Annotated in this window: 19 protein-coding genes; 10 read left to right on the top strand and 9 right to left on the bottom strand. The window is 51.3% G+C overall.

Annotated elements, in window-relative coordinates; all coding sequences use genetic code 11:
- Positions 1–5 precede the first annotated feature (5 nt).
- The 10 genes from KOO63_05530 to KOO63_05485 all read left to right on the top strand — a co-directional run bounded on the left by KOO63_05530 (position 6) and on the right by KOO63_05485 (position 13,888).
- Positions 6–815: a hypothetical protein gene (locus KOO63_05530; protein ID MBU8921261.1), complete on the top strand. Its 810-nt coding sequence runs from the start codon at positions 6–8 to the stop codon at positions 813–815.
- A 35-nt stretch (positions 816–850) separates the two neighbouring features.
- Positions 851–1,081, top strand: a complete 231-nt coding sequence (locus tag KOO63_05525) for a hypothetical protein (protein ID MBU8921260.1) — start codon at positions 851–853, stop codon at positions 1,079–1,081.
- A 385-nt stretch (positions 1,082–1,466) separates the two neighbouring features.
- Entirely contained in the window at positions 1,467–7,913 is a 6,447-nt protein-coding gene (locus KOO63_05520; protein ID MBU8921259.1) for a ParB N-terminal domain-containing protein, read from the top strand.
- Positions 7,914–8,100: 187 nt separating this feature from the next.
- Positions 8,101–9,330: a hypothetical protein gene (locus KOO63_05515; protein ID MBU8921258.1), complete on the top strand. Its 1,230-nt coding sequence runs from the start codon at positions 8,101–8,103 to the stop codon at positions 9,328–9,330.
- 12 nt (positions 9,331–9,342) lie between these two features.
- A complete protein-coding gene (locus KOO63_05510; GenBank protein MBU8921257.1) occupies positions 9,343–9,744 on the top strand; it encodes a hypothetical protein in 402 nt (133 codons plus the stop codon).
- A 172-nt stretch (positions 9,745–9,916) separates the two neighbouring features.
- A complete protein-coding gene (locus KOO63_05505) occupies positions 9,917–10,387 on the top strand; it encodes a hypothetical protein (protein MBU8921256.1) in 471 nt (156 codons plus the stop codon).
- A 1-nt stretch (position 10,388) separates the two neighbouring features.
- The gene (locus KOO63_05500) at positions 10,389–11,246 is read left to right on the top strand and encodes a hypothetical protein (protein MBU8921255.1); all 858 of its coding nucleotides are present in this window, start codon (positions 10,389–10,391) and stop codon (positions 11,244–11,246) included.
- Between the two features lie 13 nt (positions 11,247–11,259).
- A complete protein-coding gene (locus tag KOO63_05495) occupies positions 11,260–13,314 on the top strand; it encodes a hypothetical protein (GenBank protein MBU8921254.1) in 2,055 nt (684 codons plus the stop codon).
- A 9-nt stretch (positions 13,315–13,323) separates the two neighbouring features.
- Positions 13,324–13,611: a hypothetical protein gene (locus KOO63_05490; GenBank protein MBU8921253.1), complete on the top strand. Its 288-nt coding sequence runs from the start codon at positions 13,324–13,326 to the stop codon at positions 13,609–13,611.
- On the top strand, positions 13,601–13,888 hold the full coding sequence (locus KOO63_05485) for a hypothetical protein (protein ID MBU8921252.1): 288 nt from the start codon (positions 13,601–13,603) through the stop codon (positions 13,886–13,888). Before KOO63_05490 ends, KOO63_05485 begins: the two co-directional genes overlap by 11 nt.
- Before the next feature lie 43 nt (positions 13,889–13,931).
- Here the strand turns inward: KOO63_05485 and KOO63_05480 are convergent, their stop codons facing one another.
- The 9 genes from KOO63_05480 to KOO63_05440 form a co-directional block, all read right to left on the bottom strand.
- On the bottom strand, positions 13,932–14,408 hold the full coding sequence (locus KOO63_05480; protein ID MBU8921251.1) for a hypothetical protein: 477 nt from the start codon (positions 14,406–14,408) through the stop codon (positions 13,932–13,934).
- 16 nt (positions 14,409–14,424) lie between these two features.
- Positions 14,425–14,760, bottom strand: a complete 336-nt coding sequence (locus KOO63_05475) for a hypothetical protein (protein MBU8921250.1) — start codon at positions 14,758–14,760, stop codon at positions 14,425–14,427.
- 11 nt (positions 14,761–14,771) lie between these two features.
- Complete coding sequence (locus KOO63_05470) at positions 14,772–15,260, bottom strand: hypothetical protein (protein MBU8921249.1); 489 nt, start codon at positions 15,258–15,260, stop codon at positions 14,772–14,774.
- Positions 15,261–15,501: 241 nt separating this feature from the next.
- Entirely contained in the window at positions 15,502–15,879 is a 378-nt protein-coding gene (locus tag KOO63_05465) for a hypothetical protein (GenBank protein ID MBU8921248.1), read from the bottom strand.
- Positions 15,876–16,604 carry a site-specific DNA-methyltransferase gene (locus KOO63_05460; protein MBU8921247.1) on the bottom strand — a complete coding sequence of 243 codons (729 nt, stop codon included), beginning with the start codon at positions 16,602–16,604 and terminating at the stop codon, positions 15,876–15,878. The genes KOO63_05465 and KOO63_05460 overlap by 4 nt, the downstream gene beginning before the upstream one ends.
- Positions 16,605–16,617: 13 nt before the next feature.
- A complete protein-coding gene (locus tag KOO63_05455) occupies positions 16,618–17,556 on the bottom strand; it encodes an ATP-binding protein (protein ID MBU8921246.1) in 939 nt (312 codons plus the stop codon).
- On the bottom strand, positions 17,441–18,100 hold the full coding sequence (locus KOO63_05450) for a hypothetical protein (protein MBU8921245.1): 660 nt from the start codon (positions 18,098–18,100) through the stop codon (positions 17,441–17,443). The genes KOO63_05455 and KOO63_05450 overlap by 116 nt, the downstream gene beginning before the upstream one ends.
- Positions 18,087–18,335 carry a hypothetical protein gene (locus KOO63_05445; GenBank protein ID MBU8921244.1) on the bottom strand — a complete coding sequence of 83 codons (249 nt, stop codon included), beginning with the start codon at positions 18,333–18,335 and terminating at the stop codon, positions 18,087–18,089. The genes KOO63_05450 and KOO63_05445 overlap by 14 nt, the downstream gene beginning before the upstream one ends.
- An 80-nt stretch (positions 18,336–18,415) precedes the next feature.
- Positions 18,416–19,555 (bottom strand): recombinase RecT, encoded by a 1,140-nt coding sequence (locus KOO63_05440; protein ID MBU8921243.1) that lies wholly within the window; start codon positions 19,553–19,555, stop codon positions 18,416–18,418.
- Between the last annotated feature and the right edge of the window lie 22 nt (positions 19,556–19,577).

The raw sequence follows: 19,577 nt of genomic DNA, 5'->3' as shown, positions 1-19,577 counted from the left end.
TGATCATGGCAATTCCTCAGCTTGATACGGGACAAGTTCTTGGCCCTGCAATGCAACAGGCAGAGGCAATCAAGACATCCAGGCAGGGCAGGTCTATCCGTCAGGCAGCGTCCGAGCAGGCGCTTGAACGTGGCGGTCTTCAGATAGATAAGCTCAAGGCCGACAAGGCAAGGCGCGGTATAACAGAAGGGCGCGAGGATAAGGAATACCAATACCAGTCGAACCGGCGCGTGCTTAACATGGCCATGAAAAGTCTACCGCTTGTTGAGAACGCGCAACAATATCAGGAGTTTCGTCAGTATGCAATAGATGAAATGGGCGTAAACCCGCAGGAAATTCCTGAGCTTGATCCCAATATGTCCGATGAGCAGTGGAATGAGATACATCCCAAGCTAATGGCAGCGGTAGAGGATAAATCCGCAGAATATCGGTTTGAGACATTCAAGACGAATAATCAAATCAGGATCGAGAACGAACGGGCCGCAAACCGGATGATGGTATTAGATAAGGAATTGCAAAATAAGCTTGCCAATCAAAAGGATGAGTCTGGGAAAAAACTGACTCCAAAACAACGGTTAGATGTTTTAAGTAGCGCGGTTAGCGATTACCGGTACGAGAACGATCTTTATACCTGGGGGGAACCGGATGAAAACGGCAACCGTGAAATCACGGGCACAAAGCCTCTCACTGACGAAGATAAGAAAAAGATTGCAGAAATGGTTGATGAAAGGATTGGATTTGGTGAAGAGGTTTCTGGAGACGAGGGATCGGAACTTGATACTTTGGCAGAAGAAGTTGGGATAGAGCTAAAATAGGGCGATTGTAATTAACGTACCCAAAGGGGGACAAGATGAACGAATCGCATTCTACTCCAATGAGTAACAAGGAGGACATTGTGGACGCTTCGCCAAAATCCGAAGACCTTCACGAAGTAGCCATTGAAGCATATAAGCTAATTCAATCAAGGGTCAAGGCGCAACACCACATACCTGAAGTTGCAAACATTCTACAGGACGAGATAAGAACCATTAGGCATCTTTCTCGCGTAGAGCAAGGTTGCATGTCTGAAGAATTTCCTTGAGCATGAAATAACTGGAAAAGAACTGGTTTACTCGAATCCTCTAACTCTTTGTCTACGTAGGGTCTTATGTTTTTTATATCCAAAAAAAGGGCCATCTTTTCGAGTTGTGACCCGCGCCCTTTTGCGGGTTGTCCTGAACGACCAATAGCAACAAGAAAGCCTTGTTGTGTGAGTAACCTTGTGCCATCTTCCAAAACTGCACAAGGGATTATGGTGTCCCCTATTTTGATTTCTCCAGCGTGGGTTGCCTTAAGTACTTTTTAGTCATCGTGCCACCCCCCAATAAGGCCGTTCAATGCCTGATCGCCTGAGCAGATTAATCAATAAGTGGCAGCGGGATGAACGGTTTATCAGGTTGCCCCACGAACAACAGTCTGCGATAGTTATGAAGTATTTCGATAATAATATTGCAGATAACCGTTTTAATTCTATTGCCGCAGAAGACCAGACACGCATTAAAGATCACTTCCTTAATAAGTATCTCCCTAATCCTATGGCCGGTGACCAGCTTACCGAGGCGCATCAGGCTATGGTCGAAGGGCAGCGCCCACTATTTCCAGAAACAGCGGTAGCGGCTGAACCGGATCGGTTCTCGTTAGAGGCCGACAAGGAATTGGCTGCCGCCGCGCAAGAGTCTGGTATTGCGGATATCGTAGGCTTGGAGCCGGAGCCGTATGATACCGTGTCCGAACTCCCGGTAATGCCTGAAGCCGGTGGTGTGGTTGAGCAGATGCCAGAAGATCAACGATCTATAGCCGACCCACAAGGGTATATGGAATCACTGGCCGAGGGATTGACCGCAGGTGTCCTCGACGTAGCGAGTATTCCGTTTGCCATAACGCACGCGGTAGCAGAACAGGTTGAAGGAGAGGGTGCCCTTGAAATAGGGGCAAGGCGCGTAAGGGACTTCTTAAAGGAGAAGGCCGAAGAACACCCAATGGCGAAAGAATTACAGGGCAAGAACCTTTGGGATAACCCTGAGATCATCCTTGACCCTCGATTTACCTTGTATGGAGTTGGTAATATGGCTCCATCGTTTCTCGCCGCGATGCTTCCTGGCGCGGCTGCGCTAAGATTCGGGAAACTCGCCGCGACTGCTATTGGTGGTATTTCTGCGGGCATGATGGAGGGGGCAAATACCTATGGTGAATCGCGTGAGCGCGGGAATGAGCCGGATGAAGCGTTCAAGGATATGATGTTGATGACCGTGGGTAGCGCGGTTCTCAACCAAATAGGCTTTACTGCCATATTTTCCAAGTATAAGGGCAAGAAGCTTGTTATGGCTACCGTGGCGGCATTAACCGAGGGGGCAACAGAATACGCCGAAGAACCGCTTGAGGCTGAAATCTTAGGCATGGAGGGTGCCGAGTATCGCCAGAAGATGAAGGACGGGCTTGCTGTTATTGGCCCTGCGATGATTATGGGTGGTGGTGGAAGTGCCGTATCGGGTTATATCCAGAAAGCACAGGAGAACCGCGTAAAAGCCTTGGAGGAAGAGCAGGGGAAAGGCGATTTGGGTCTTGAGCAGGAAGAGCAACTAATTCGTGAGCGCAAGATAAGAGATGATATGCAAGCTGCCGTAAAAGAGAAACTTGAGGCAGAAAAGACAGTCGAGGGCGACAAGGCCAAACAGCCGTTCACGAAAGAATTGGGGCCAGAGGTAGAGGCCGAGGTAAGCGCGGAGGAGGCTGAAGCACTGATAGAGGATGAAGAACTTGCGGTGGCTGAAGAGCCCCCCACTAAACCCGTTACAGAGAAAGAAGTTAAGGTTAAAAAAGAGGTCGAAAAGCCCAAAGAAGAGCCCACTGCGAAAAAGCCCGCTGAAACAGCCGACGAACTTGAATCTGATCTGAATAAAATGTTTGGCGAAGAAGTTACCACCGAAAAGCCCGCAGAGGCCGCTGAAGAGGTGATCGCTGAAGAGCCGGTCAAAGAGGTGGCGGAAGAGGAAAAAGCCGCAGAGAAGCCAGAAGAGCCAGCGAAAGAGGAAGTTTCAGCCCTCGCCGCTGAGGAAAAGCGCAAGGCTGAGGAAAAAGAACCAGCAACAGAGATTGAAAAGAAGCTGGCGAAGGCGGTTGAGGCAGAGGCAGAGATAACCGATGATACACGCAAGTTTATCGAGGATAAGGTTTCCAAACTTGGTACAGTGGAGGCCGTAGATGAACTATATAAGAGCGACAAGCCAGTTGATGTGTACGCGAGAGAGCATGCACGTGAAGTTTTCGAGGAAAAAGCGGAAGAAAAAGAAGAAGAAGCACAAGCTGAGGTCGCACCGGAGCCTGAAGTCGTTGCGGAAGAAAAGGGCGAGGAAAAGGCTGAGGCGGTAGAGGCGAACATTGAAAGCGTTAGGGCGGCCCCAACGACCAAAGATAAGCTGTACGGTTACACTGTCCGCAAAGCCGTACCTAACATGGGTTCGATAGAATCAACCTATGACGAAGGTGAATATGAAATATTACCGGGCGTTAGGGATGTTTCTATGGATGCCTTCACAGTGGCAGAAGACGTAAACAAACCCTCCCATAGTGCTACTGAGAATGAACGCATCCGTAAACTTGCGGATGAAATTAAGAGCAATAAAGAAATCAATCCACTTATTGTAGCCATAGAAGACAAGGGGCCATATATCCTTGAGGGTGGTCATCGATTTGATGCCCTTGCAATGCTTGGGGTAAAATCATTTCCGGCTGTTATTGTTGATGCCAGCACACCCCCAGCCAAACCCGAACCCGCCGCGCCTGTAACCGAAGCTGCGGGAATGAAAGAGGAAGTGAAGCCAGTTCTTGATGCAGCCGCAATCCAGGCAAAGAAGAACGACATCCGCGAAGGCGAGATGATTCTTGAGTCTGGTAAGAATGTTATCGGTAAAAAGATGAGCAAGGATGCGCTGGCCGCTGTTGCCCGACAGGTTGAGAAGGACAAGCGCAAGCTGACCGAGCTTGAGAAATCCGCTCCGCCCGTTGAGGACGCGCCTGAGCAGCGCGAGGAAGTAAAGATTGAACCAGAACTAATATTCACCAGCACTGGTCGTCCATTTAAGTCTCAGGGAGCAGCACAGCGCAAAGCCAAGTCTCTCGGTGAAGATTATGAGGCCGTCAAGACATTTGATGGCTATGCTGTGCGCAGGTCAGAAATTAAAGAAGTTCGAGAGTATGCAAAAAAACACGGGTATAGAGTTGTTAAAATTAATCCTATGTCTCCGCTTGGGGAAAAGTATGCCTTTAGATTGGAAAAGGATGGTGCTAAGATGCACGCACGAGCCTTCTCCGATGCTAAATATTTGATTGATAGCAGAGAGGCGCGTCTAAAGAAAAAGCCCGCTGCTGAGGAAGTAAAACCCACCGAGAAACCGCCAGAAGGCAAGCTCCGCTTTGCAACACGGGAAGGCAAGCCTGCCGCAAAACCTAAGTCCGTCAAGTTCATCGAGGATGCGGTTAAGCCACTGGCCGCCAAGATTGACGTGCCGGTGAATACCGTGCAGTCCGTTGAAGACCTGCCAGCGCAGTACCAGGATGCGGTGAAGGCTGAGATGGAAAAGGGCGGCGTAATCCGTGGCTTCTTCGATCCGACTACCGAAGAAATGTATCTGATAGCCGATAGCCTGCGGCAACGCAAGAAAGCGGTTAGCACTGTATTGCATGAGGTTGTAGCGCACTACGGGCTACGCCGGGTACTCGGTAGTGGTATCGATGAGTTCTACCGCAAGGAGTTGATCGAGCATAAGAAGTACAAAGATGAAATCCAGGGCATAGCCGACAGGTGGAACATTCCCCTTGAAAAAGCTGCCGAGGAAATGCTTGCCGGACAGATAGAGGATGGAACGGTAGCACCGAGTCTGTTGGACAGGCTGATGGCCTTCATACGGCGCACCCTGAAGGCCATAGGTGTGCGATTTGCGTTCAGTGAAGCCGAACTAAGGGTGTTGCTCGATGATGCTCTGAGGGCGAGTATGGGGCGCAAGAGAGCGGAGAGAGAGGCTGGTCAGCCTTTGTTCGCCCGTACCCTTGACCCTGTTGCCATAGAGAAGGAGATACAGCAGGTATCAGAGTTGTTGGCTAACCTACCGCCGATGCGCAACGGGGTGAGCACGGAAAACATACAGATGCGTTACTTGCAGAAGATCGCAGAGCTTGAGCGGCAGATGGTGGCCGCAGAGCAGGGGTTGCGCTTCGCCCGCACCGATGTCTCTGCTGATCTTGAGCGCACCATTCCTCAGATTGATGATGAGACAAACAGGGAGAAGTTTGTGCGCGTGGTAGTCGATAAGCTGAACAGAATAGAGACAATCCAGAAAGCTTATGATGTGGTTCCGCAGACAGAGGATACGCGGCTGGCCGCAGAGTTGTTCCCCGGCAGAGTGTCGCACGAGCTTGATAAACTTGAGGATTTTCTGACCAAGGGCAGGAAGTCGTTCATGGTGCGCTTGGCTCAAGCTGGATATAGTGTGGGCAAACTCGGTGGGTTCATGTACGCGAAGCACACCGCCGAACGCCGTCAGGCTAAGTACGGAGAGATGATTGACGATCTTAACGCACAGCTTGAGGCTGGGGTTATCACGCCAGAGGTGGCTGAAAAGGAACTTGCGAAGCTGAGTGCGAGGCTTGAGGATCGGGATGATACTTTCGGGGCCGGTATATCATTAAACCAGGCTGCTGTTGTTCTGGATCGTTACGAGGGTACGGGCATAGAAGAGTTTGCCGATGAGTTCCGTAAGAAGATTATCAACGTGACGCTCGAACGTTACCGTGACTATGGTGAGATCACAGAAGAAGCTTACCAGAAGTATAAGGACCAGTACAATTATTACGTACCGCTCAAGGGTAAGGCGGGTAAGAAAGCCTATCGTGGTATCGGTAAGGGATTCTCGGTAAGCGGGAAGTCCATTAAGCGGGCACATGGGCGCTGGTCGATTGCGGACAATCCATTCGTGCAGGCCATCGTAGACTACGAGCAGGCGGTAATGCGCGAGGAAAAGAACAAGGTAGCCAGTACGTTCCTTGAGTTCGTGCGCAACAATCCTCATCCGCTTTGGGATGCCAAGGAGGTCTTTAACCCTTCGACAATAAACGAAGAGGGAGAGATTGCGTTTCGTGATCCGGCGAGTGATTATGCGCATGAGATATTTGCCGTCAAGGAAGAGGGCAAGACCATAGAGGTGACTATCAGGGATGTGGTTCTCGCCCGTGCAATGAAAAGCTTAGGTACAGAGAGTACCGTGCCCATAATCGGCGGTGCGCTTGAACTGTTTAACACCATACAGCGCGGGGTAATAACAACGTTTTCGCCCGTATTCCCGATCTTCAACTTCATCAGGGATACCCCCACGGCCACATTCCATATCACTTCCGATCATGGATTTAAGCTGGCGACTAAGACACTTGCCTCACTACCTGCGGCTATCAACGGTGTGCGCGGTAACATCAGAAGTGATGCGGATAAAGGTTGGGCTGCTGAGTATGAGGACTTGAAGGCTACTGGCGGTAAGGTAGGTTGGTTTGACAACAAGCCGTTGGAGCAGAGGATAAAACAGCTTGAGCGCAAGGTGCGCTCTTACACGGGTAAAGGTCGGATAGTCGCACCGATAAAAGTCCTTGGGCAATTAATACAGGATTACAATGAGATGGTGGAGAGCGGTATCCGCCTGTCGGTATACCATCACCTTAAGGGTGCTGGCGCGACAAAGGAAGTGGCCGCGAGTTATGCTAAAAACGTGACCGTCAACTTTAATAAAAAAGGTGAAATCGGTAGGATATTGAACAGTCTGTACCTGTTCTCAAATGCTACGATTCAGGGCATAGCCCGTAATTTGAGAACAATCGGCATCCCCGGTAAGCCTAAGACGGCAGGACAGGTAAGGGCACAGGCGCTGATCGGCCTTATCATAGCCACCGCATTTCTCAACGAGTTAAAGAATCGCATGATCGATCCTGACGATTGGGAGGAAGTGGCCGACTTCCAAAAGGATCAGAACGCTACTTGGCATCTTGGCGGCGGCAGAACATTGAGCGTACCGTTGCCTTACGGGCTTAACGTCTATTGGGCGCTCGGTGGACTGGCGGCAGAAATGGCATTAGGCAATAACCCTGATCCAGTTAAACTCGCGGCCAGGATGGTGGGCGCGGTGGCCGATGCTGCAAGTCCTGTTGGCGGTGGCCCGTTGACACAGATCATTTCACCGACTGCCCTTGATCTGCCGGTGCAGTTGGCTACAAATAAAACATTTTTCGGTGGCCCTGTGGCACCAGATCAACCGGCCTATGGGCCTAAAAAGCCACGGCACCAGTTATATTTCAAGGGCGTGCGCCCATCCACAAGGGAATTCACTCGCTGGTTGGCAGAGAAGACCGCTACGCAGCGTAAGCCTTTCGGTGCGGCGGATGTCAGCCCTGAGTATATTGACCACACGATCAACTTCCTGGGCGGTGGAATTGGGAAGTTTGTCAGCAATTCGGTGGCTACCGGCATCTCACTGGCAACTGATGAAAAGATAGAAACGCGGTTTATACCCGTGATGCGCCGTTTTTACCGTAAACCTTATCCTGGTAAGAGTAAGCAAACTGTCTACGGTATGTTGGACGATGCGGCGACCACCGTGTTTACCGCAGGAGAGCGGGAGCGTTTCAAGAGTGCAGTGGATAGGGCTGTCGCGGATGGGTCAATGGAGAAGAAAACTGCGAAGTCCGTTAAGAGTCGGTTCATCAAGGAGCAGAGGAAAATCAATCCCGAACTTAAGGCGGTTCCGGTTCGGGAATCTCCTGTTTTCCCAAAGCCTCCTGATCCTGGCAAGCAGTTGAGAAAATCCCTGCGCGATATTGGGCGCATTAAGAAATAGATGATTGGTTGAACTGGTATTTGGAATCTCTACCAAAAGCTGTTATATATAAGGCAGTAATCAAGCGCACGCCAAAGGGCGGGCAACCGTTGGTTCCCAAAATGCCTAACCCTGGCAAGCAGTTGAGAAAATCCCTGCGCGATATTGGGCGCATAGGGAGATAGCGACTGCAGGAGCGCTTGAAAAAATGGCTGATTACGCACCTCCCCTGAATAACCCCTGGTTTCAGGCATTCGATAGCTCAGGAGCGCCTCTTTCCGGTGGCAAGGTAAGAACCTACGAAGCTGGAACAAGCACCCCCAAGGTCACATGGCAAGACGGTGGCATGTCAAGCGCCAACGCCAATCCGGTTATTCTCAACAGCTATGGGATGGCTGCTATATTTGGTGAAGGTCTTTACAAGATTGAGCTTTACGATAGTGACGATAATCTCATTGACACCATCGATTACGTTCTCGCCCTCCAGATCACAGACGATGCACGCGACCTGCTTGCACAGGCAAGCGCTACCGCAATGCGCTCATCTCTCGGCCTCGGTACAGCCGCCACCAAGGATGCTGGCACGGATGGCGGTGAAGTCCTGCTACTCGATGACGATGCCAAGTTGCCCGTACTTGACGGGTCCAATCTTACCAACATTGGCGGTTCTGCGGCCAGCGTGCCGCCCGAACATCTCAGCGGGCTAACCCTTTCTTACTCGGCTGTTACTACCTTCGGGGTGTCAGCCGGTAAATGCCGGGACAGCACGGATAGCACCTCACCGACATTGGCCTCAAATTATACAAAGACCTTAAGCGGGTGGGTAGTGGGTACCGGCAACGGGAGCCTGCAATCAGGCCTTTCCATCATTGTAAATACGTGGTACGCCGTGCATCTGATCTATAACCCTGAGAGCGATACCACTGACATTATGATCAGCACCAGCGCGTCAAGCCCCACACTGCCAACCGGATATACCACTTTCCGTAGAATCGGCTGGATTAAAACCGATTCCAGTTCACAGATCAAGGATTTTAGCCAGGATGCTGATACTTTTCTGTGGAAGGAAACCGTTGAGGACAGGAATGCTGCTGGTGATGGTAACATTGATGCCTCTCCTGCTACTACCCAGGCGCTTACGGTTCCACCAGATTCCAGCGTTTCCGCGATAATCACGGCGACCGCCGGTACAAATGCGGTGGCCGGAAGTGTTTATTTCAGTTCTCTTAGCATTGACGATGAAGCGCCCAACGAGTACACGACCGCGCCGTTTCCACAGCTTGCGGTGCCGTTGAATACAGGTGTCCGGTTCAGTACCGGGCAGATAGAAGTCAGGGTTAACAGCAGCGGACAAATCAGAATACGACCATCCCAGGATGCTTATGCTGTTGACGTTTGCACATTGGGTTGGTTGGATAATCGCGGAGTAAACGCATAAACGGAGACCATCATGGGCAATCGACTATGGGGTAATATTTACAACAGCAGCAACGCCTCAAAGCATTCGAGCAGCATAGAGGGGTCTGCTGTTACCTCTGATGCTACCGAGACAACCGTGCTGACGCTGCCTGTCGCTGCCGGTCAGGTGGTTGACTGCGAGGCTATTTGCATGGCTTGGGGCGTTTCCGGGGCAAAGATAGCGGTCTATAAGCTATCGGCCACCTTCAAGCGGGTGAGCAGCCTTGCGCGAGAGGGGTATGATGCTTCTCTCGATTCGCACATGAGTGCCGAAGCCTCCTACGCGGCCTCCCTGGATGCCAGCGGGAATTCCATTGTGGTGACGGTAACCGGCGCGGATGGAGAAACCGTCAAGTGGTCTTGCCGACTTGTCTACCGAACCTTAGCCAGCTAAGAGGAATAAGCAAATGAACAGAAAATGGATTACAAGACTTACCATCATGCTATCTCTTCTGCTGCTGGTGCCGCAAATGGCGAGTGCGCAGGTAACGGGAACGAGACCGGGGTTTAGCAATGGATATGCAACCGCCCTTGGCCTGTGGTGGGCAGAGGACTTGGATTCAACGATGTACCTACCGCCCGCCAGACCGGACGATGCCGACAGTTCATGGGTACTGACCTATGGGGCTGGCGGGCAGATAGTCTGGACTTATGGAAGTGGCGGCGGAGCAGGGTACTACGAGAGCGTTTCCATTGCTACCGATACCACCACGACCAGTACGATGGAAGTGGCCGTGGCTATTCCGTTGGCCGCACAGCAGACGATCTCTGTCTTGGCGATGACTACAGCCCGCGCAGCGACTGACGAAGCAGCCAGCTACCGAGTAGAGGCCGCATTCTACCGAGACACCGCCGGGGACGTGACGATTCTGGGCAGTTCGATTGTACTGAGTAGCCATTATAGCGACGGAGCAGCTTTCGACTTCGATATAGTGGCTAATACTGATAGCCAGACGGTGGACGTGCAAATAACCGGAGCTAATCTTAAGACGGTTTACTGGGATACCAGGGTAAGCTATGAAATCCGAGGAGAATAACATGAGAACACGAGCGCTTATAAGAAGTATCGTGGGGGCGCTGATTGGTCTCAGCCTCCTTGCTATTCCACTCTCAGCACAGATCACGGAGACCAGTCGAGTCGGCTGGAAGAATACCGATCTGGTTACGACCTCCCTGTCGTGGGCGGCAGACCTTGACTCCGCCATGTACCTGCCAGCGGCAAGACCGGCGAGCGCTGATAGCACACTGGTATTTGCCTACGGAGCAGATGGGCAGATCATCTTTACCACGATGTCTATTTCCGGCGACACGATTATCTCCGGTGCGGACACTATTCTTGTTGCCGAAATTGCAAGCGACACGGCAACGGCACATGATGCGTTCAACCGTGATAGTACGTTAGCTGCCAATGCTGACAGCGTGGTTACTGATCTACTGCGTGTGGACGGGATAAGTGTTAGTCCCTTCTTCGATCTTACCATAGCTGATGGCGATGTGGACATGAAGGAGGGCTATACTCCTTCTTCGTGGACTAAGGCCGGAGAGTCCATCAGTGCCTTCGAGCTTCTTTATTATGCCCCGGACAGCACTTGGAAACTTGCGGATGCCGATACGAGCAGCGGTGCGGGATCGTTTTACGCCAAGCGCGGCATGGGCATGGCGACGGCCAACATAAGTAACGGCTCTTCTGGCACCATAATGACACGCGGCGTGGCTCATAATACAACTTGGAACTGGACTAAAATAGGCGCTTATTTATATGTCAGCACTACGGCGGGAGGATTGACAGAAGCCCCGGCAGACACTACTGCCGGACATGCTTCTCAAATTGTTGGTTGGGTGATTCATCCTGATATGATTATGTTTGATGTTAACTTTCCCTGGGCATCCAAATAAGGAGGGTATGATTATGAGATTCGCACTTGTATTGCTGTTAATGCTATTGCCCTCAGTGATGTCGGCTAAGGGTTTTAAGATCAACAAGCCTGAGAAGTTTCAGCAGCCAGCGAATACAATAGAGCGGGTGAGCAAACGGACGCTGAACGGCAAGACGTTTGAGGTTGATAGCATTGGTTCCGGCAAGTTCGTTACGATGATCGGCCTACAGCCCATTCACCGTGACAGTTCCGGCACGATGGTTAATCTAAACTTTGAGCCTGATGATACCACGGGCACATTCAGCAAGGTAATCCGGACGGGTAAGTTTGATATTGCCTATAACGAAACTGGCGCGATCAGATTCGAGCGCAAACAGGGCTTCGTTGAATTTCTCCCGGCCTTCGATACTACTGATGTCGGAATAGAGTTTAACATCCATGCTCACGGGTTGAAGGCCAATTATTATCTTGAGGCTGACAGCCCTGATCGCTTGGCATGGGGTTTTAATTTTACGTCCACTCATGAAAATGAAGGCGTGGGCAAGGGTCGGGTCAGGAACGCTGTAAGCGCGGTAGTTGCTGAACTCGGTAAATTGGTGGCGTGGGATGCTGCTGGTTCGGCTGTCCCGCTGACCGTCAACTACACAGCAGACAGCCTGACTGTGCTGGTAGATACGGCTGGGGCCGTGTTTCCAATTACAGTTGACCCCTCGGTCAATGATACAATGATGGCGGGCGATACTACCGAACTCGGCTTTCTGGTTGGGGCCACTACACAGGCGGCGTGGGATTCCGTCCGGGGTTCTGAGTTTGCTATAAATCCATCCAACGCCACCCTAAGAATCAAGGCCGTCAATGATAACGGCAGCCGGATGAATATTCTTCGTGGCCTGATGTCCTTTGATTTATCGGGCTACAGCACCAGCGCAGTTAGCATAGATTCCGCAAAGCTGCACATGAATCTCACTGCTAATGCAAATACAGAAGCCGATACTCTGCTATTTGTCGAAGGTTCATGGACTGGCGTTCCTGACAGAAATGATTACAATTCTTTCCCAGGTTGGGCCGATGGCTCCGGAGGCGGAGCTTATGGGGTTGTAGTGTTTACTGATTCCCTGATTACAACGTCAGAGGAAACCGGCTGGCAGGTGCTCGATTTCACTACTGCCGGAGAAGATACGCTACTGTCATATCTCGATTCTGATACCCTGCGGATAATGATGCTGATGGCAAAGGATGCGGGGGATCAGTTTAGTGATACGCAAAATGCGAACGAGCTTCTGACGTTCAGCATAACAGATAACCATATCGTTATATATTATGATGATACTCCTGCCAACCTTTCACACGTAACTACCGGGGTAACTAATAACCCGGACACGCTCAAAGTAACCGGCCTTGCTCCTCAGTTATCTCTTGGCGCAACAGTTGACTCGGTAGGGACTGACGGCTCTCTTGACAGCGTGGGGTTTACCTTTTACAAGCAGGCCGTTCCAGCCGACACGATAACCAGGGTATTCGTATCCACGGACTCAACCAACGTACAATGGTCTATCGTTGGAACAGATAGTGTCTTCTTCATCAACACTTCAATAACAGCAGACACTCTTGCTATCGACACGGCTTATATTGTAACCGCCTTCTCGGCTACTACTGGCACTCGCATACACAGCGATGTAGCGGACACGGTTAGAACTGACATAACAGATGGTACTATCTCAACAGACGCAGATACCGTCAAGTATGTTCTCGCTCAGTTTACGGGAACAACCGGATTCACGTATACGCCAAACACAACCCCAATCACAGTTCGTGGGTTTCAATACTTCCCACTTGGCAGACACGCTACGCCAGATACGATTCTGGACGCGAGTGATACCAACGGCCCATGGGAAGAGGGCGTGTTCTCCGTACTAACCACCGATAGCTTGGCAACGGATACTACCTATGCCTATCGGGCGTTTCACACGGACGTAACTGGGAGCTATATAGGAGCGGTGTTTGATACCCTCGATCCGAGCACAGGTACTGGAGTATCAATACCCTTGAATGTCATGGGCGTACAGGGGACTCGTTCTGTCAATTAGGGAGAAGTGATGTTTCGACTATTGATTATATGCTGCCTGGCGCTATTTGTCGCCCTCTCTGCTGCCAGTAAATCGCCAGACAGCAGCCGCGCGGACACGCTTGCGGAGAAGGATGACAGCCTGCGCGCCCAGCAGGACAGTATGAAAGTACGATTGCTTGTCATCCGCACCCTGCTTGTCGAACGGATGGAGGTGGCTGAAACCGGCGACATTGCGACAGATTCAATGGAGACAACCGACACCACGGCAACCACAGACACCCTTTATGCCCAAAGAGATAGCGCAGATGGACAATAACATTCGGGAAGCTATCGCAGATGTATACAAGACTCGCGCAAGCAAAGAAGAGGTCAAGAATTTACGCCGCATTTTTTACTGGCTTATCGGCATCGTTGCAGCAGCGGCGGTTTCCGTTGTCGGAACCGGTTTTGCCAACTACAAGATGCACGGCGATCTTAAGAACGATACGAACGGCAGGATCGTCAAGCTGGAAACAAAGGTGGACGGCTTCATTGACCGCCAGAAGGAGAACAACGAACTCCTGAAAGAAATAGAACGGCTGTTGAGGGAGTAGAAAACCGGCCTTGAGAACTCCCATACTCAAGGCCGGTTTATATTCATTCTTTAGTTTCCGCAACCGCCGCTTCCACAAGTAAAAAAAGCGTATTCGTTTCGGTCAACCATTCCTTCATGTCGTGAGTTAGTCGCATACGCAACTGTTCTGCGGCCTCCAGCTTCTTGTCCATGTCGCTTTCGATGGCCAGCTTGCCCACTTCCGCCACGACCTCGCGGGCCTGCTGTAGACCTTCATCGAATATCTTCTTGATGTTCTTACCACGCCCCTCAGCTAATTCCCATTCGATAACGAGGTTGATAGCGTGATCAGCGGCCTCTGCCCCGCTCCCAATGGCGAAGTTGGTCAGCGTTTCAAACGCCAGCTTAAACCGCTCTTCAGCCGTCAGTTCGGTTTTATCAAGCTGCCGGATGATCGATTCTGCCACCGGCTCAAGATAACGCGCCACACGGCCCGTTCTGCCTCTGAACATCCTGAGCATAACGGAGCCTATTGCCGCCAGTAAATCGAGAAGAAACATGGTTAACCCCTTTGGGTTAAGTTACGGCCTTTACTTCTGGCCGGTATGAGGCCGGTATAAACTGCTTGGCCTTGAGCAACGCTATCTGGTGATCGGGCGCGTAGTTCAGCACCTTGTAACTTGGCTTACTGAACAAGCCTACCAGAACTGCGGCGAACATCCAGACTATGGTGGCGATCTCCTTGTCGGATGCCTCTTTGTCCTTGAGCACATGGTAAAGCTCCATGATGATCGGCCCCAGCTTGCCTATGCGGTGGGCCACCCAGGCCAACGCGGCTGCGAGAACGGGAAAGGACGCGGCCAGCATGGCCCAATTATCTACGGCCCAATCGACTATCAGTGCTATACTCATGATGTTACCTCTCATGCTGCGGGCGCAAGCGCCCATTCATAAGATACATCTGAAATTGCATCTATAACATGAAGCTCAAATTCTTTACGGTCAAGGTAATCTTCAAACTCTTTCAGGGCATCCCTGCTGTCCGTGACGGCCCACTGCGGTTGCCAATGCTGTTCGTTGGCAGTGGGAATCATCTGCCCATAACCAAGGCCGGGAGCGATACAGCCCAATAACTGCGAATAGTAGTTCTTATCCCTGTTGCCAGCCCAATTGGCTGAGTGCAGCATTATCCCGCTACGGCCCGGAACGTTGAGAACGATATACAGGTCGCGCTCAAAAGCAGTGCTATACGTCCACTGACAGGTATAAATTCCCGCCGGTATGCGCGAAACGTAGGGCTTATTGCCCCTTCCGGGTAGCTCCAGGGAACACCAGGAGCGTCCACCAGCCACGATCTTCCCGAATGTGCCCTGATCCCCATCCACGGTTCTTGTCACCGCTACGCGCTTCATACGCTCTCCTTGAGGTTGTTTTCTATCCATCTCCAACCAATTGATAGGTGCCACTTCCACAGATATATACTCAGGTGCGGCTCCAACCTACCCTTGTACCGATGGAGTGCAATAAACGCGCCGAGGAACCCAAACTCCTTACTAATGTTTAGAGTAAGATGCGACAGGTTGATTAGTGCGGCCTCTCTGCCATCAATCATCCTCCGCCAATATTGCCCTCGGAGTTGGTGCGCACAATCACTCATTGCAGCCCCACACGGATAAGTTCAAGCCGCTGATCCCGCCAGCCGTACTCTCTGGCCTTTGAAAGCAGCACTTCAGCGAATTCCAGGGTAGTACGGCAGACGAAAGCGGAACCGTTGACGGCCTTGTAGCGCGCGTGCCATGTCTTTTGCTTCCTGTTCAGGCCGTTGCGCCCTATCTTAAGCTCAACATGGAACTGACGGTCTTCCCTATACCCCACGATAAGCAGATCAGGGTACCCGGCAATGCGCCAATCGAGTTTACCGCCACCGGGAACCGGGTTGATGTCCACCGGAAAGGCGTTGAAGCACTCGCTCAGTCCCGCGATCTCAAGACACGCTTCCTGTAGTTTCTTTTCCGGCTGTTTTTTTTTCACGCCAACCCCAACTTGTGCTGTTCGGCTTGTCTCTCTTGTACGGGATTACGAAACAAGTCTTGTTGCTCGGCGGCTTGTGCTATCCGCTTACGAGCCATTTCACACCACCCCGCGTCCACTTCAACGCTAACAGAATTGCGCCCCAGCACTTTACACACCGCCGCAGTGGTACCCGCGCCTCCGAAGGGGTCTAAGATTTTTTGCCCCAATTCTGAAAACGCCATTATGACACGGGCGGTAATATCTTCCGACGTATAACCGGGGTGATTGTAATTGTTTTCGCGGAAAAAATATCCCAATCCCGGCATTTGGCAATTGTGCCATACGTTTTTCGTGTATTTCAGGGGCCGCATGTTTGTAAGAAGCGTGGAAAACTGGTTGCAAAACCCTCCGCGCAAACTGCCCTCTGGAGACCACGTAAGTATAATTTCACGGTAATCCGACCCCAGCAGCAACCACCAATCCAGCTTGTATTTCTGCGGCACAAATATGGCCATCCTGTTTCCAGAGACTCGCTTCATCTCTCGCGCCCACATCTCGCACATTTTTAGATATTCATTGTCAGATAACTTGTCTTTATATGTGCCGTAATCCTTGCCAGCGTTATACGGCGGGTCAGTCCACACCATGTTCACACACTCATCCGGCATACTTTTCATAACCTCAAGACAATCGCCACAGATAACCTGATTGATATAATCCTTTGGCCATTTCATTCCGTGCATCGCCCTGCCTCTCTCATTTCTTTTCCCGGTAAGAGCGCCATTCAAAAGGGACATAGAGGTTATCCGTGGTCTTATCGAAGATTCTTTCGTAGTTAGCTTGGCCTAAGACCTTTTTGAGCGTGCTGCGCTCCGGGTTATCGTCATCCTTCGGCAGCAAGTTCGTGGTAAAGATGGTGGGAAGCATGTTCAGGTTGCGCGTATTGATTATCGTGAACAGCCTGCCCCTGACATGCTCGTTTATATTAATGTTACGCCCAAGATCGTCTATTGTCAACAGCCTGACCTCACACAAGGCATCCAAGTACTTCATTGTGCTTACGGGGCTGTCACTGCGGTAGGTTTCACCGATCTCCAGCATCATCCTGTCCATGCTGATAAAACGGCACGGACCTTCCCCGCGCTCAATTATCGCACGCATTATACTCATGGCCAGATGACCCTTGCCCGTTCCACATCCACCGGCCAGAACCATCCACTGTACGGTTCTGTTATCAAAATAATGGGCATACGCCTTACAAGTAGAAAGGGCACGCTCCTGCCGTCCTATCTCCGTGGGTGTCCCGTAAGTCTCAAAGCTCTTGAAGGTTGCCGCACCAAGCCTGGGGCCAATCATGTTATCGGTGACGAAGCTCTCAAAGTGCTGTGCTTGCTCTACTACCCGGTGAAACTTCGCATAGGCGGTGCGGAATTTCTCGTAAATCTCTCCCTTGCAATGATGACACGGCATGTAGATGAAAATCTTACCGGCGATATCCGTTGTCATATAGGAAAGCCCGCAATCCCCGCAGCAAGTAGTCATGCTACAGTCATCTTGCGCGGGCGACAGGTCTATAAGCTCAGACATCAAGCTTTGTAAAATCGGATTGTCCTTCAATGTATCCTGCATTTTCGTCCGCAGGGAGTCCCCGTTGAGAGCTTCCAGCTTTTCTATCTCCATTGTTACTCCGTTCAATGATTTCATCCTGCCAGTGCTTACCCCTTATCCAGCGGCTTTCCTGCTTGCAGAACCGCTTCCGCTCTTTGTCGGCTGGCAACTGGCCTGATTTTATCTGTGCTTCCAAGGCCTTCATTAGCTGGGAGAAGAATTCGGGCTTGATCTTCGCATCTTTCCATGCCCGTCTTGGTTCTACCTCCCCATCCTTGCGAGGATACGCTTTGTGGAACTGCTTGAATAGCTCATCCTGTTCCGGATTGGCCTTAAACCACCCGTCAACCGTTACCCTGGCGGTGCCTGATTTTTCTCCCCGAAGGTAATAGTCGCGTTCCAGTTCAAGGTAAGGCTTACCGTACTTCACAAAGGCATCATATACTTTATGGTTTACAGAGCCTTCCGGTATGTCGAACTCTGGCCAGTGGTGCGTCCACGCTTCAAGCATCAGATAAACCAAACTGCCGCGCTGCCCATGATTAAGCTTTGGGAGATCAGTATTCAGCCAGAATTCGTGAAACATACGCAGGAAGGGCGGTGTATTAGTAACGCCCTTATCTGCGCTCATCGGCAACCATAGCCCTTGTCTCGCCCACAAAGGCGGTCATGGCATCCCTGAACCTGTCCTGCAAGTTGGTATGCCCGTTGATGGCCTGTGTAAACACGTTCTTTGACGGTATTTCATTGGGATAGAGCTTGCAGAAGTCGAGAGGCTTCATGCCCCTATCAATAAGCGCCTTACGCCAATCCCTGACCAGCGCATCGTCTTCTTCGGCAGTGGGTTTCTTCTCCTGTGTATCCATCTCTTCCTCGTAGTTAGATTGTTAAAATATCTGGCCAGGGTCAGATAACGCCTATTGGCACCACGCCGCCCGGCCAGATGCTAATTAGTTGAGCCGTTTTCAAGCAGTTGGGCGATACGCTCTACGTCTTCTGGCGTATGATCCCCAATGTGAAATTTCATAATGTCAAGAGTTTGTCGGGCATCCACTACCTTCGGGTTGCCGAAGAATTCAATCAGATCGGCAAGGCGCTGGTGGTGTTTGGCAGAAAACGTATTCTTTTTCCCCGCAGCCGGGTTCGTTGCTGGCTTTTCCTTCTTGCTGCTCGTAGTCCCCTTCTTGCCTTTCTCCGGTTTTTCGGGTGGCGGCTCTGTCGCTGGCTCCGTTTCCTCAAACTGAGCGTCTTCGATGTTGGCTGGCGCGGACGGTTCTTCTGTGGTCTGGCCGCGCTGGCGTGCGCTTTCCTCCCGCATTCTTTCTGACAGGTTTTCAGTCGTTTCGCCTTCGGGTGTCCGGTCTGACGGCATTTCGGCGCTGGCCGCGTTGTCAAACTTGTAAAGCTGGTGCATTGCATCCGTCTTCGGCAGTATTTTCCACAGTAGGTTAACGGCTGTCTTGACGTACATCTCACTCGGACGCTGGCCCCAGACACTTGACTTGCCTTTGGCTTTCCACGCCTTAGAGTACTTGTCGCGTATATCGAGAATCTCAGACTCAGGGCACCAGCGGAAATCAAAACCGCCGTTTGTATACTCCACCATAGCGTATGCGCCACGGAGCTTACCACGGTCATCATCGAGGCTTATGCGGTGGGCCACCGGCGGCTTGCGCGCAGAATCTATATCGATCTCGTCTTTCTCATAGACGGCTTTCGCAATAATCTGCTTGATCTGTGGGTGACGGTGCGCCACTTCCAGATATCCCTTGTAGTCTACCATAAGTTGTAGGGTTTGCCCGAAAGCAACGATATGGCACAGCCCCAGGCTGCTCTGAAGGCCAAGTATGGCCTGCTGGCCTATTACCTTAAGAAGCTGGTGGGGATGTTGGCGTGCGATATTGTATTCTTTTTCCTTTTCACTGCCCATCAGGCTGATGACCGCCTGCCCGATGAAGTATTCAATATCATGACGCTTTTGCAGGAGCTTGCCGATGTGCGTCCCACCGGTTGAAACAAGCTGGCTTGTGAATGACTTATCCCGCGTTGTCATCTCCGTTGAGGTATTATCTTTGTTCTCCACCATAATATTCACCCCTTTCAGGTGC

Source organism: Candidatus Latescibacterota bacterium (assembly GCA_019038625.1).
Taxonomy (GTDB): domain Bacteria; phylum Krumholzibacteriota; class Krumholzibacteriia; order Krumholzibacteriales; family Krumholzibacteriaceae; genus JAGLYV01.
This window is presented reverse-complemented; position numbering and strand designations above follow the sequence as displayed.

Excerpts from the sequence above, each read along its gene's own strand:
- KOO63_05450 (MBU8921245.1), bottom strand. The coding sequence starts at position 18,100 with ATGAGCGCAGATAAGGGCGTTACTAATACACCGCCCTTCCTGCGTATG.
- KOO63_05490 (MBU8921253.1), top strand. The coding sequence starts at position 13,324 with ATGTTTCGACTATTGATTATATGCTGCCTGGCGCTATTTGTCGCCCTC.
- KOO63_05470 (MBU8921249.1), bottom strand. The coding sequence starts at position 15,260 with ATGAAGCGCGTAGCGGTGACAAGAACCGTGGATGGGGATCAGGGCACA.
- KOO63_05485 (MBU8921252.1), top strand. The coding sequence starts at position 13,601 with ATGGACAATAACATTCGGGAAGCTATCGCAGATGTATACAAGACTCGC.
- KOO63_05500 (MBU8921255.1), top strand. The coding sequence starts at position 10,389 with ATGAGAACACGAGCGCTTATAAGAAGTATCGTGGGGGCGCTGATTGGT.
- KOO63_05480 (MBU8921251.1), bottom strand. The coding sequence starts at position 14,408 with ATGTTTCTTCTCGATTTACTGGCGGCAATAGGCTCCGTTATGCTCAGG.
- KOO63_05495 (MBU8921254.1), top strand. The coding sequence starts at position 11,260 with ATGAGATTCGCACTTGTATTGCTGTTAATGCTATTGCCCTCAGTGATG.
- KOO63_05460 (MBU8921247.1), bottom strand. The coding sequence starts at position 16,604 with ATGCACGGAATGAAATGGCCAAAGGATTATATCAATCAGGTTATCTGT.
- KOO63_05530 (MBU8921261.1), top strand. The coding sequence starts at position 6 with ATGGCAATTCCTCAGCTTGATACGGGACAAGTTCTTGGCCCTGCAATG.
- KOO63_05440 (MBU8921243.1), bottom strand. The coding sequence starts at position 19,555 with ATGGTGGAGAACAAAGATAATACCTCAACGGAGATGACAACGCGGGAT.
- KOO63_05505 (MBU8921256.1), top strand. The coding sequence starts at position 9,917 with ATGTACCTACCGCCCGCCAGACCGGACGATGCCGACAGTTCATGGGTA.
- KOO63_05525 (MBU8921260.1), top strand. The coding sequence starts at position 851 with ATGAACGAATCGCATTCTACTCCAATGAGTAACAAGGAGGACATTGTG.
- KOO63_05475 (MBU8921250.1), bottom strand. The coding sequence starts at position 14,760 with ATGAGTATAGCACTGATAGTCGATTGGGCCGTAGATAATTGGGCCATG.
- KOO63_05445 (MBU8921244.1), bottom strand. The coding sequence starts at position 18,335 with ATGGATACACAGGAGAAGAAACCCACTGCCGAAGAAGACGATGCGCTG.
- KOO63_05520 (MBU8921259.1), top strand. The coding sequence starts at position 1,467 with ATGAAGTATTTCGATAATAATATTGCAGATAACCGTTTTAATTCTATT.
- KOO63_05515 (MBU8921258.1), top strand. The coding sequence starts at position 8,101 with ATGGCTGATTACGCACCTCCCCTGAATAACCCCTGGTTTCAGGCATTC.
- KOO63_05510 (MBU8921257.1), top strand. The coding sequence starts at position 9,343 with ATGGGCAATCGACTATGGGGTAATATTTACAACAGCAGCAACGCCTCA.